Annotated in this window: 11 protein-coding genes and 1 pseudogene; 5 read left to right on the top strand and 7 right to left on the bottom strand. The window is 63.8% G+C overall.

Annotation, left to right across the window (positions count from 1 at the left end):
- The first annotated feature begins 167 nt into the window (after nt 1-167).
- Nucleotides 168-1328 carry a metallophosphoesterase gene (locus tag NCR34_RS15085; RefSeq protein ID WP_250500304.1) on the top strand — a complete coding sequence of 387 codons (1161 nt, stop codon included), beginning with the start codon at nt 168-170 and terminating at the stop codon, nt 1326-1328.
- Between the two features lie 291 nt (nt 1329-1619).
- Here NCR34_RS15085 and msrB read toward each other — a convergent pair whose 3' ends face one another.
- The 3 genes from msrB to NCR34_RS15070 are packed head-to-tail and all read right to left on the bottom strand — an operon-like array spanning nt 1620 to nt 3892.
- Entirely contained in the window at nt 1620-2126 is a 507-nt protein-coding gene (gene msrB / locus NCR34_RS15080) for a peptide-methionine (R)-S-oxide reductase MsrB (protein ID WP_250500303.1), read from the bottom strand.
- Nucleotides 2127-2171: 45 nt separating this feature from the next.
- On the bottom strand, nt 2172-2933 hold the full coding sequence (locus tag NCR34_RS15075; protein WP_250500302.1) for an ABC transporter permease: 762 nt from the start codon (nt 2931-2933) through the stop codon (nt 2172-2174).
- Nucleotides 2930-3892 (bottom strand): ABC transporter ATP-binding protein, encoded by a 963-nt coding sequence (locus tag NCR34_RS15070; RefSeq protein ID WP_502800083.1) that lies wholly within the window; start codon nt 3890-3892, stop codon nt 2930-2932. Before NCR34_RS15070 ends, NCR34_RS15075 begins: the two co-directional genes overlap by 4 nt.
- An 82-nt stretch (nt 3893-3974) precedes the next feature.
- Between NCR34_RS15070 and NCR34_RS15065 the strand changes: the two genes are divergently transcribed.
- On the top strand, nt 3975-4454 hold the full coding sequence (locus NCR34_RS15065) for a 2,4'-dihydroxyacetophenone dioxygenase family protein (protein ID WP_250500300.1): 480 nt from the start codon (nt 3975-3977) through the stop codon (nt 4452-4454).
- Between the two features lie 16 nt (nt 4455-4470).
- Here the strand turns inward: NCR34_RS15065 and NCR34_RS15060 are convergent.
- Nucleotides 4471-5625, bottom strand: a pseudogene (locus NCR34_RS15060) (DUF2827 domain-containing protein).
- A complete protein-coding gene (locus NCR34_RS15055; RefSeq protein ID WP_250500299.1) occupies nt 5622-6758 on the bottom strand; it encodes a DUF2827 domain-containing protein in 1137 nt (378 codons plus the stop codon). The pseudogene NCR34_RS15060 and the gene NCR34_RS15055 overlap by 4 nt, the downstream one beginning before the upstream one ends.
- 322 nt (nt 6759-7080) lie before the next feature.
- Here NCR34_RS15055 and NCR34_RS15050 point away from each other — a divergent pair, with 322 nt between their 5' ends.
- The 3 genes from NCR34_RS15050 (at nt 7081) to NCR34_RS15040 (ending at nt 10074) form a co-directional block, all read left to right on the top strand.
- Nucleotides 7081-8013, top strand: a complete 933-nt coding sequence (locus tag NCR34_RS15050) for a 3-hydroxybutyryl-CoA dehydrogenase (protein ID WP_350029434.1) — start codon at nt 7081-7083, stop codon at nt 8011-8013.
- A 147-nt stretch (nt 8014-8160) separates the two neighbouring features.
- Nucleotides 8161-9333 (top strand): AI-2E family transporter YdiK, encoded by a 1173-nt coding sequence (gene ydiK / locus NCR34_RS15045; protein ID WP_250500298.1) that lies wholly within the window; start codon nt 8161-8163, stop codon nt 9331-9333.
- 159 nt (nt 9334-9492) lie between these two features.
- Complete coding sequence (locus tag NCR34_RS15040; protein ID WP_250500297.1) at nt 9493-10074, top strand: DUF6572 domain-containing protein; 582 nt, start codon at nt 9493-9495, stop codon at nt 10072-10074.
- 77 nt (nt 10075-10151) lie between these two features.
- Here NCR34_RS15040 and NCR34_RS15035 read toward each other — a convergent pair whose 3' ends face one another.
- Both NCR34_RS15035 and NCR34_RS15030 read right to left on the bottom strand, forming a co-directional pair.
- Nucleotides 10152-10859 carry a hypothetical protein gene (locus tag NCR34_RS15035; RefSeq protein WP_250500296.1) on the bottom strand — a complete coding sequence of 236 codons (708 nt, stop codon included), beginning with the start codon at nt 10857-10859 and terminating at the stop codon, nt 10152-10154.
- 137 nt (nt 10860-10996) lie between these two features.
- On the bottom strand, nt 10997-12712 hold the full coding sequence (locus NCR34_RS15030) for an AMP-binding protein (protein WP_250500295.1): 1716 nt from the start codon (nt 12710-12712) through the stop codon (nt 10997-10999).
- Nucleotides 12713-12723: the final 11 nt, after the last annotated feature.

Raw genomic sequence — 12723 nt, 5'->3', positions numbered from 1 at the left:
GCTCATCTGCACCGACTTCCACCGCTCAAGGCGGGATTCCCGGCGAACCGGTAGAATCGGCTGCCTGATGGCGACCGTCTGCGTCGCGTCTTGTGAATCCACACCAACCTTCTTTCATGGGGCGGAGCGCAGCGCAACGAGCGCCGACCCGGCCCGACAGGGGCGCTATGCGACGTTCCGCATTCTTCATCCGGTTCATCGGTGTCGGTGTTCTGTTTCACGTCTATGTCGGCTGGCGGCTCATTCCGGCCGCGCCCGTCGGCATGCCGCTCAAGGTGCTCGCGGCTGCGTGGCTCGTCGCGTCGCTGATTCTGATTCCGCTCGGGATGATGGCGCGCAACATCGAGGCCCAGCCGCTTTCGGACCGTCTCGCGTGGTGCGGCCTCACCGCGATGGGCTTCTTCTCGTCGCTGCTGTTGTTGACCTTCGCACGCGATGTCCTGCTCTTGTGCGTGCATCTCGCCGACTGGTTGCGCGGCGCGCCCATCGGTTCGCCCGCGCTCGTCGCCGAGAGCGCGCTCGCCGTGCCGATACTCGCCATCCTGCTGTCCGCGATCGGCTTCTACAACGCCCGTAAGCGCGCGCCGATCGTGACCGTCGACGTGCCGATCGCCAATCTCCCCGCCGCGCTCGACGGCTTCACCATCGTGCAGATCAGCGACATTCACGTCGGCCCGACGATCAAGCGGCCTTACGTGGAGCGCATCGTCGCTGCGGTGAACGGCCTCGCGCCGGACCTGATCGCGGTGACGGGCGACGTCGTCGACGGCGCGGTGCCGCATCTTGCGGACCACACGCGCCCGCTCGCCGGCTTGAGCGCGCGGCATGGCGCATTTCTCGTGACGGGCAACCACGAGTATTACTCGGGCGCGGACAAGTGGATCGCGGAGTTTCGTCGGCTCGGGCTGAAGGTGCTGCTGAATCAGCATGTGGTGGTGGATCACGACGGCGCGCAGGCCGTGATCGCGGGCGTCACCGATTACAGCGCGGGCAGCTTCGACCCGGCGCACCGCAGCGATCCGGCGAAGGCACTCGACGGCGCGCCGGCCGATGCGCTCGTGCGCGTCTTGCTCGCGCACCAGCCGCGCAGCGCGCCGGCGGCGGCGGAAGCGGGCTTCACGTTGCAGCTTTCGGGACACACGCACGGCGGCCAGTTCCTGCCGTGGAACTTCTTCGTGCGCCTTCAGCAACCGTTCGTCGCGGGACTCGTGAAGTTCAACGGGCTCTGGGTCTATACCAGTCGCGGGACCGGATACTGGGGGCCGCCGAAACGGCTCGGCGCGCCGTCCGAGATCACGCGCGTGCGACTGGTGGCCGCGACCGCGTAGATGGGAGAAAGTGGACGCGCGTCGATGTCGCGCGTCCGGCGCTCAGGGAAAGCGCGACGTCCGGACACGGGAATGAACGGACGCCCTCCGTCGGCGAGCGGGATCCTTGCCAACGAAGTAGCGACAACTTAAAGAAGTGCCGGATCATCGGCCACTAGATATTTCTTAATATGCCGACCGGCGCGCGGCGGCTCTTGTCGATTGTCAGGGAGTGCGAACTTTTTGCCCCGGCTTGGCGAAGCAACGCATAGGCACAACAAGACACGCCTCGCGATTGCCGCCGACAGCATCTCACGTCGCTTGAAAGACGAGCGCCGCGCCGTTGATGCAATAGCGCAGGCCTGTCGGATTCGGGCCGTCGTCGAACACATGGCCCAGATGACCGCCGCAACGCCGGCAATGCACTTCGTTCGGCAGCGGTATGGACGCGGTGCTCGCATGCGTTCCCACCGCGCCGTCCAGCGGCACCCAGAAGCTCGGCCAGCCGGTTCCGCTTTCGAACTTCGTCTCCGACGAAAAGAGCGGTAATCCGCAGCCCGCGCACGCGAACGTTCCGCTGCGGCTTTCTTCGAGAAGCGGACTCGAAAACGGCGGCTCGGTCGCCCCGCGCCGCAACACGCGATACTGCCGCGCAGACAAGCGCCGGCGCCAGTGCGTGCGGCTGTGCTCGACCTCGAATTCCGGAATTCCGCTGGCCCGCGTGGCGGCCATCCCCTGCCGCCACGGCGCAATGCCGCCCGCCAGCGTCGCGGCCATCGCGCCGAGGAAATTTCGTTTCGTGCGTCTGATGATTTTCATCGTATGAACGCCTCCTCCTTTCCCGTCGCGTGGCGCCGCGCTTTGCTACGCCTTCAGTCGATACCCGGTCTTGAAGATCCACGCGACGATGGCGATGAAGATTGCCAGGAACACGAGCGTCATCGCAAGGCTTGTGCCGACTTGCACGTCCGCCAGCCCATAAAAGCTCCAGCGGAATCCGCTGATGAGATAGACGACGGGATTGAACAGCGCGACCGTCTTCCAGAACGGCGGAAGGATATTGATCGAATAAAAGCTGCCGCCGAGAAACGTGAGCGGCGTCACGATCAAGAGCGGGATGATCTGTAGTTTCTCGAAGCCGTCGGCCCATATTCCGATGATGAAACCGAGCAGGCTGAAAGTCACCGAGGTCAACAACAGGAACAGAATCATCCATATTGGATGATCGATGCGCAGCGGCACGAAAAGCCGCGCCGTGGCAAGAATGATGAGGCCGAGAATGATCGACTTCGTGGCCGCCGCGCCGACGTAGCTAATGACGAGTTCGAGGTACGACACCGGCGCGGACAGCAGCTCGTAGATGGTGCCGGTGAAGCGCGGAAAGTAGATGCCGAACGACGCATTCGCGATGCTTTGCGTGAGCAGCGACAACATGACGAGCCCCGGCACGATGAACGCGCCGTAGCTGATGCCGTCCACTTCCGGAATGCGCGTGCCGATGGCCGCGCCGAACACGACGAAGTAAAGCGATGTGGAGATGACCGGCGACACGATGCTTTGCATCAGCGTGCGGCCGGCGCGCGCCATCTCGAAGCGGTAGATTGCACGAACTGCGTGTAGATTCATTTGGCGTCCCTGACGAGGCTCACGAAGATGTCTTCCAGCGAGCTTTGCGTCGTTTGCAGATCCTTGAAGCGCACGCCGGCTTCGTCGACATGGCGCAAGAGCGCGATGATGCGCCCCGGCTCGTCGTGCGCGTCGTATGTATAAGTGAGTTCCGTCCCGCTCGCCGACAGCGTGAGACCGTACGGCGCGAGCGGCGCGGGAACGGCGGCGAGCGGTTGCTCCAGTTGCAGCGTGAGATTCTTCTGCCCGAGCTTGCGCATCAGTTCGGCTTTCTCTTCGACGAGCACGATCTCGCCGCGATTGATGACGCCGATGCGGTCGGCCATCTCCTCCGCTTCCTCGATGTAATGCGTCGTCAGAATGATGGTGACGCCCTTCTCTTTCAGCGCCCGCACGAGATTCCACATATCGCGGCGCAGTTCGACGTCGACGCCGGCGGTCGGCTCGTCGAGAAAGAGAATGTCCGGCTCGTGCGAGAGCGCCTTGGCAATCAACACGCGCCGTTTCATGCCGCCCGAGAGCGTCATGATCTTGTTGTCCTTCTTGCTCCACAGCGACAGTGACTTCAAGACACGCTCGATGTGCGCCGGATTCGGCGCGCGCCCGAACAGTCCCCGGCTGAACGACACGGTGGCCCACACGGTCTCGAACGCGTCGGTCGTGAGTTCTTGCGGCACGAGCCCGATCATCGCGCGGGCGGCGCGGTAGTCGGTGACGATATCGTGACCCGCAACGGTGACCTGTCCTTGGCTCGCTCGCACGATGCCGCAGACGGTGGAGATGAGCGTCGTCTTGCCCGCCCCGTTCGGGCCGAGCAGCGCGAAGATTTCGCCGCGCCGGATCTCCAGGTTCACGTCCTTGAGCGCGGCAAATCCCGACGCGTAGGTCTTGGAGAGATTGGAAATAATGATGATGTTCGGCATGGCGTGGACGATAGCAGATACCGCGCGATTCGGCATGAACGGAGGGGTCGTCCGAATGGCCGATGTTCGGCGCGCCGGGCGGTGCCTACAATGTGTCCGCCAAAGCCAGGGAGCCGACATGTTTTTCGAACAGATTCAGACCGCCTGCCTCAACGACGAGGACGTGCCGTGGGTGCCTTTCACGCCCTACAGCGAGCATGTGATGGTGAAGTACTTCAAGCTCGACGCGATTCGCGGCGAGACCATCGCGCTATTGAAAGCGCCGGCCAAAGGCGAGATGCCGCGTCACCGGCATACCGGCACGGTCATCGTCTATACGGTGCAGGGGCGCTGGAAGTATCGCGAGCACGACTGGATCGCCGAGACAGGCAGCATCGTGTATGAAACCGCCGGGTCGAGTCACACGCCGGAAGCCGTCGCGCCGCAGCCGGGCGCGCCGGACATCATCACGCTGAACATCATTCACGGCGAACTCGTGTTCGTCGACGAGAACGGGCGCACGCTCGCCACGGAGACATGGCGCAGCGGTTGGGAACGATACGCGGGCTATTGCCGCGCGCATGGCCTGACGCCGAAAGACCTGACGGCGTTCGGCTAGCGCGCGGGCAGTTGCATCAAGGCTTCGCGAAGAGCGCGTCGAGCGCGTCCGAATAGGCGCGCACGTTGGCTTCGTGCAGCGGGTCGAGCGTTCGCAGAAACGCCTGCGCGGTCGCCCGGTAAGCGTCGAGATTCGCGTCGTGTTGCTCGAACGCCGTGCGCAACGCGCGGCCGCCGTCTTCGCAGTCGAAACCGTGATAGCGGTAGCCGCACGCCCCGATGAGATGCGAGTTGTGGATCAGCGGATAGCCGCCGTGAAGCGCCTCGTAATACAGATAATTCTGCGCGTTCTCCCAGTGATGACTGACCACCGCATCGACTTCACGCGGCACGATCTGCGCAAACGGAAAGCGCGCTTCGAACGAAGCGAGGTTATGCCTGACCACGTCGAGACTGCGCGCGAACTCGACGAACGTCGGCTGCTCTTTCAGCTTCGCGGTGCCGTAGACGCGCACGGCGTCGATCACGTCCGGATCGGCGCGATGTGCGCACTCGCAACTGAGCAGCGGCACGTAGCTCGTCTTCACCATCGAGACGTTCGGTTCGAAGATGCCGATGCGCCACCGCCGCTTGCCCGGCTGATAACCGAACGCAAGACCATCGGGCAGATTGCGCGCATCCTGTTCGAGGAGCATCGGGCTCCAGATGTGCGGCACGATGGTGACCGGCGCGCGGCCGAGCGCCTGAAAGTACGGCTTGCACGACTTTTCGTACTCGGGCAGCGTCCACACGGCATCGTAGGGCACTTGCGGCACGAGCCCCGCTGGCGGCAACGAGAAGATCATGCGCTCGATATCGAGCACGTAGTCATTGCCGACGCGCATCGACACGATCTTCCCGCCGCGCTCGCGAAACCTGAGCACTCAGTCGCGCTGAAGCTGCGCATGCAGCTCGATCATCACATCGAGACGGCCGAGCGCCGATTCCGGTTCGATGATCGGCGCGGGTGCATCGGCCATGAAGCGTTTCGCGTCCTCGCGCGTGCCGTCGCCGCTCGCGACGATGTACACCGCGTCCACGCGCGGCGAGCGCGCCAGCAGTTGAATGAGGAACAGCGCGTTCTGAGCAATGCCGCTCTCAAACATCGACTGTCCGCCTGCGCGGACATACACGGACACGCCTACGCGAAGGCGGCGCGGCGTTTTCTTGCTGGCGGCGTTGATGGAGCTCATCGTGCGGCGCTCCGGTTCGGTCGGTTCCAAAGATGCATCAGACGATGCGCGTAGGCGTCGAGATTGGCCGGATTGAACGGATTCACGGCGTCGATCACGCGAGCCGCGCGCGCCCGGTAATCGTCGAGCGCGGCGTCGTGCTCGCGCAGCGCGCGCAGCAACTGGCGCGCGCCCTCCTGAACGTCGAAGTCGGGATAGTAGTAGCCCGCGTCTGCAAGCCACGGCGAGTTGTGGATCAGCGGATAGCCGCCGTAGAGCGCATCGAGGTAAAGATAATTCTGGTCGTTGGCCCATTGATGCGACACGATCGCGTCGCCGTGCATCGCCATGAAGCTCACGACATCGTGCCGGCCCTCGAAGAGCGCGCGATGATCCCGCACGAGGTCGAGCGAATTCGCCATGTGCAGAAGCGTCGGGTGTTCCTTCATGTGGACGGTGTTGAGCGCGATCATGGACGCGACACTGCGGCTCTCGGCGCGATACGCCTCTTCGCAGATCAGCATGGGAATGGCCGAGGCTTTCTGCACCGAGATGTTCGGTTCGAGGATTCCGACGCGCAGCCCCTGCGCGCCCGCCTCCGCCCGCGTGCGGTAACCGTAGTGGTAGCCGTGTTGCGCGACATGCGCCATGCGCGCCTGCAAGAACTGCGGATGCCAGATATACGGCACCTCGAACACGTCGCAGCGATGCATCGTGCGCATGATCGGCGCGGACGGCGCGTCCTTCGACAGCAGCCAGACTTCGTCGCAGCGGTCGGGGCGCGACATGTGGCTCGGCTTCTCGAACACGGCAGGTTCGACGAGTCCGAGATACGGCTGACCCACCACATGGAACACGACCTTGCGCCCGCGCGCGCGCATCAGGTCGAGCCAGCCGACATCGAGCGCGCCGCCCAGCTCGATCACGACATCGACGGCATCGGTGGCCTCGCGAGTGTTGATCACGCGCAGCTTCTTGCCGGCCACGTCGACGTCCTGCGGCATGGCCGAAAGCGCGCCGACATCGATCAGGACGACGGACGAAACGAACGGCAGACGCTGAAACAGTTCCGCGAGAAAGACGATGTTCTGGCCCATTCCGTTGGACCAGATGCTTTGCCCTTCGTAGCTCGCCATCGAAATGCCGATTCTCATTGACACCACTTTCAAGACTCCGAAAAGACGCTGCCGGACGTCCGGCGAGGCAAGCACGACGCAGCGCCGTTGCGCAAGACCGGCGCGGCTTCCAAAGTTGATTCAGGACAATGACCGAAGCGCAAAACGAAATAAAGTGAAGCGGCGCGACGCTCGGGCTCGGCTTGCTGCGTGGCCCGAACCCGAAGCCGCTCGATGTTCGCGCTGCATCGAATGCCATGACGGGCGAATCACGGGCCGCGCATTCTATCAACTGCTCTGCGGCCGTCGTTTGATGAACTGAGTGTAGGTCAAAGATTAGGAAATATCGCAAGGCGAAGGCGTGGCTCGACGCTGCTGTTTAGAATCGGCGTGGACGCGCGAATCAACTATCTCAACGCATCACGAACAGGAGGAACGCAGCATGAACATTCAGACCGTCGGTATCGTCGGGGCAGGAACGATGGGCAACGGCATCGCGCAGGTCGCGGCCGTCGCGGGCTTCGGCGTCGTCATGATCGACGTCACCGACGCCGCGCTCGCCAAGGGCGTCGCCACGCTGACTGCGAGTCTCGAACGACTCGTCGCGAAGGACAAGCTCGACGCCGCCACGCGCGACGCGGCCATCGCGCGCATCGAGACGTCCACGGACTATGCGCGGCTTTCGGCAGCGGACATCGTGATCGAGGCGGCAACCGAGAACGTCGAGCTCAAGCATCGCATTCTCGGACAAGTCGAGGCGGCGGCGCGCGCGGACGCGATCATCGCATCGAACACGTCGTCCATTTCGATTACCGCGCTCGCCGCCACGCTCGCGCATCCGGAGCGCTTCATCGGCATGCACTTCTTCAATCCGGTGCCGCTGTTGCAACTCGTGGAAGTGATCCGCGGCGTGCAGACGAGCGACGAAACGGTGGCCGCCGTGCGCGAACTCACCGAGAAGCTCGACAAGTCGCCGATCGGCGTGCGCAATTCGCCCGGCTTCGTCGTCAATCGCGTGCTCGTGCCGATGATCAACGAGGCGTTTTTCGTGCTTTACGAAGGCGTGGCAACGGCCGAGGAGATCGACACGGGCATGAAACTCGGCGCGAATCACCCGATCGGCCCGCTCGCGCTCGCGGATCTGATCGGCCTCGACGTGTGCCTTTCGGTGATGGACGTGTTCCTGAAAGACTTCGGCGATTCCAAGTACCGCGCGTGCCCGTTGCTGCGCGAACTCGTCGCCGCAGGGCATCTCGGACGCAAGACAAAGCGCGGCGTGTACCGCTACGACTGAGCGGTCGGGCGGCGGCGCGCCTTGCATCGGATACCGTATGATCGCGGTCGTCCGCTGCAAGGCGCTTGCTTGCGCAACCGCTTTGGCTTATTCCTAGCGGATGCGCCGCTCGCCGCGCTCATCGAATCATCCCGACACGCTCGCACCATGCAAATCTCTACCAACGGGCAGCCGAACCTGAATCCGCGACAGCCGGTCGACATCGCCCGCATTCTGCTCGTGATCGCCATTCTTTCGGCGCTCGCGGCCGGCAGCCTGTTCATTCTTCGTCCGTTTCTGCCGGGTCTCATCTGGGCGACGACCATCGTCGTCGCCACGTGGCCGCTGATGCTCGCGGTGCAGCGCCGTTGCGGCAATCGCCGCTGGATCGCGACCACCGTCATGCTGCTCGGGCTGCTGATCGTGATCGTGCTGCCGCTCTATCAGGCGATCAGCACGCTCGCGCTGCATGGCGGCGAGATCATGTCCGCGATCAAGAGCCTGCCGACGTACGCGCTGCCGCCGCCGCCCGCCTGGGTCCACGACGTTCCGCTCGTCGGGCAGCGCGTCTCGACCGAATGGCAATCGCTTTCGGACGCCGGCCCCGGCGGCATGCTCGCGAAGCTCGAACCTTACGTGACCATCGCGGCGCGCTGGATGCTCTCGCACGCGGCGGTCGTCGGCGTGTTCGTCATGCACATGGTCATCACCATCATCATCGCCGGGATTCTGTACACGCGCGGCGAGGCGGCGGGCAGCTTCGTGGTGCGCTTCGCGACGCGGGTCGCGGCGCAGCGCGGCGCCGAGGCCGTCAAGCTCGCCGGGCTCGCTGTGCGCGCGGTGGCGCTGGGCATCGTCGTGACGGCGGTCACGCAGTCGGCGCTCGGCGGCATCGGTTTGTGGATCGCCGGGGTGCCGGCCGCCGGCGTCATCACGGCGGTCATGCTCATGCTGTGTCTCGCGCAGATCGGCCCGCTTCTGCCGCTGCTCGGCGGCGTCGCTTGGCTTTTCTGGCACGGCTCCCACGTCGCGGCGGCTTTGTTACTGGTGTGGTCGCTCATGATCGCGATGCTCGACAACTTCTTGCGTCCGCTCCTGATTCAGCGCGGCGTCAATCTGTCGATGCTGCTGATTCTTTCCGGCGTACTCGGCGGCATGTTCGCCTTCGGAATAGTCGGATTATTCATCGGGCCCGTTATTCTTGCGGTCACCTCCACCATTTTGAATGCGTGGATTAACGAACAGCCGTCCATGCCTCAAGTGGACGCAATTGCCAACGAGGAAATCGCCCGCGCCGCGCCAGAAAAGGGTTTGGCGGATGCGCCCCGGCCGCGCCCGTGATTTATCTCAAGATGACTTTTTACAGAATCGCGCAGAATTGTCGGATTTATTCCAAATGTGTCTTAGGAGTGTGACTAAAAACGCTGTTGCGCCTTACAGCACACGGCGTTTCGCGCGAAATCGACGGCACACATCCATTACAATGCGGGTCTTTGATACTTGCCCGCTGAAGGGCGTAGGGGAATGACCATGTCTCTGCGCGACGTGGACGCCATCGATTACATCGGAATCAATATTCTGTTCAAGCAGGTATATGTTGGCCTTTTCGACGAACTCGACTGGCAAGACGAAGAACTGCATCAGGATTTACTGACGAAGAAAATCGACCGCTACACCCGATATATCCGGTCGGGTAAATTACTACTGAATTATCCGAAAGTCCGCGGTTATGAAATCGTGATCGAATACGTTTCGATGCACGCCATGCCCCCGTCCGCCGCCGCGTTCTGGAGAACGCGCGAAAGTCTCATTCGCAGCGCGGGCTTCGCCGTCCGCACGCGTGGCGTCGATGTGCGTCGTTCACTCGGGCTCAAGGCCGAAGAGCCCGCGCAAGTTCTGGTGGCCGAAGAAGTCGAAGAACTCGTCGAGCCGCCCGCGCTGGAAGTGCTCGACCCGGAGCCGCGCATGCATCTGGCGGAGAGCGCCGAGATCTCTTTTTTGCCGCCGCTGGTATCGCAGCAGCGTCGCGCGCATACACTGCCGATCCTGACGCGGCTGTCGCTGCGGCGTGCTTCGATGTAGTCATCGAAAATAGTGAACTCACGAAATGAAAAGGCGAGGCCCCGTGCCTCGCCTTTTTTCGTTCGCGATACCGCCGCTTACTTGCCCATGCCGAGCGCGGAGCTCGCAATGGACGGCACCGAGATGCCGTTCGTCTCGGCGTACTGCACCGCCTGCGTCAACGTTTGCACGAGCGATTGCAGTTGCCCCGGCGCCGACTGCGCGATGTAACTGGCCGCCTGCGCCGTCGCCGGGTTCGATCCCGCCTGCAGTAGCGACGACACGTTCATCGTGTCCTTCACCGCGCCCAGGTCCGACTGAAGCCCCGCGTACTGCTTCACGCCCTGCCCCAACGACGCCAGTCCGTCCGTGAACGTCTGCTTGCTCGCGGCGGTCGGCGGCGTTGCCGACTTGTTCGCGAACGCCTGCATCAGCGATTGCGAGACGCTCTGCTGCGTGCCGCCGAGTTGCGACAACATGCTGGTGCTCGGCGCGCCGCCGCTCGTCGCGCCCGACAACATGCCCGCCGCCGACTGCGCCTGACTCGCGACGCTCGACATGCCCATCGCCGATGCGAGGCTCGACTGCCCGCTCAGCACTTGCTGGTTCGCGCCGAGATAGTTCTGCACGAGCGAGCCGAGCGCGGACGGCTGCGCCCCGCTATCGCCGGCCTGTCCCGACGACTCCGACTTGTTGCCGAAGCCGAATTGCTGGAGATTGATTTGTGCGTAAGACGCGGCCGGCGTCGCGAGCGCGCCTGCGAGAGCCGTTGCAAAAAGCGCGATCCGTAGCGACCGATTCGACATGATCGGGTTCCTCCTTCAAATGTTCCGACGTGAATGAGCCGTTTCGACCAGCGGCCTTCCCGACGGTTCGCGGCGCGCTGCCCCGCGTTACATTTGCTTGCCAATTCCTCCGACCAACGATGCAACGGTCCGCCCGATCATTTCGCGGCATCGGCCACGCCCGACTGTCGCAGTTCGGGGAAGTCGTCCTCCCAGAATTCGAATGCGCCGCGCGCGCCGTCCTGCGCGCGGGCCACTTCCTGTCGCCGCAAATCGACGCGCCGGATCTTGCCGGAAATCGTCTTCGGCAACTCGGCGAATTCGATGCGCCGAATGCGCTTGTACGGCGCCAGCCGCTCGCGCGAGAACGCGAAGACGCTGCGCGCGAGGTCCGGGCCCATCGTGAAGCCGTGCCGCAGCGTGACGAACGCTTTCGGCACCGAAAGCCGCAGCGGATCGGGACTCGGCACGACGGCGGCCTCGGCAATCGCTTCGTGTTCGATCAGCACGCTCTCCAGTTCGAACGGGCTCAGACGGTAATCGGAAGACTTGAACACGTCGTCGGCGCGGCCGACATACGTGAAATAGCCGTCCGCGCCGCGTGCCGCGACGTCCGACGTGCGATAGAAGCCGCCGCGCATCGCGTTCTCGGTGGCGGCGGGATTGTCCGCGTAACCGGTCATTAGACCGAGCGGCGGCGGATCGAGCGAGAGCGCAATCTCGCCTTCGTCGGCGCGATTGCCTTCCGGATCGAGCAGCACCACGCGATACCCCGGCAGCGGACGTCCCATCGACCCGGGCACGAGCCGCTGGCCCGGCGAGTTGGCGATCTGCGCGGTGGTTTCCGTCTGCCCGTAGCCATCGCGGATCGGCACGCCCCACGCTGCCTGCACGCGTTCGACGACCTCGGGATTCAACGGCTCGCCCGCCCCGACGATCTCGCGCAGCTTCACCTTGTACGACGCCAGCGGCTCCTGCACGAGCATGCGCCACACGGTCGGCGGCGCGCAGAGCGTGGTGACGTCGTGCGTGACGAGCACGTTCAGCGTGCGCGCGGCATCGAAGCGGCTGAAGTTATGGATGAACACGCACGCCTGCGCATTCCACGGCGCGAAAAAGCAGCTCCACGCGTGCTTCGCCCAGCCGGGTGAACTGATGTTCCAGTGCACGTCGCCGGGTTGCAGGCCGATCCAGTACATCGTCGAAAGGTGGCCGACCGGATAGCTTTCGTGCGTATGCGCGACGAGCTTCGGCTTCGACGTGGTGCCCGATGTGAAGTACAACAGATACGGATCGCTCGCCTTGGTTTCGGCGTCCGCGTGAAAATCGGGCGATGCGTCGTACCCCGCGTCGTAGCCGAGCCAGCCGTCGCGCGCGCCGCCGACGGACATGCGCAGTCCGCGCAAGTCGATGCCGTCGAACTTGTGCGTGTCGTTCGCATCCACGATGACGTGATCCACGCGCCCGAGCGCGATGCGATCACGCAGATCGCCGCTCGCAAGCTGCGTCGTCGCGGGCAGGACGACTGCGCCGAGCTTCATCGCGGCGAGCATGGTTTCCCACAGCTCGACGCGATTAGGCAGCATCAGCAGAATGCGCTCGCCGCGCTTCACACCGATTGCACGCAGGTGATTCGCGACGCGCGCCGACCGCTCGCTCATCTCCGCGAAGCTAAGGCGCGTTTCATCGCCGCTTTCGTCGACGATGCAAAGCGCGGGCGCATCGTTGCCGCGCGCCATCGGATCGAAATAATCGAGCGCCCAGTTGAAGCGGTCGAGCACGGGCCACTTGAACTCGCGGTACGCGGTGTCGTAGTCGGTACGGTGACGCAGCAGAAAGTCTCTCGCTTCGATGAACGGCCGGGCTCGATTCATGGCGTCTCCTG

Source organism: Caballeronia sp. GAWG1-5s-s (assembly GCF_023631445.1).
Lineage (GTDB): Bacteria > Pseudomonadota > Gammaproteobacteria > Burkholderiales > Burkholderiaceae > Caballeronia.
This window is presented reverse-complemented; position numbering and strand designations above follow the sequence as displayed.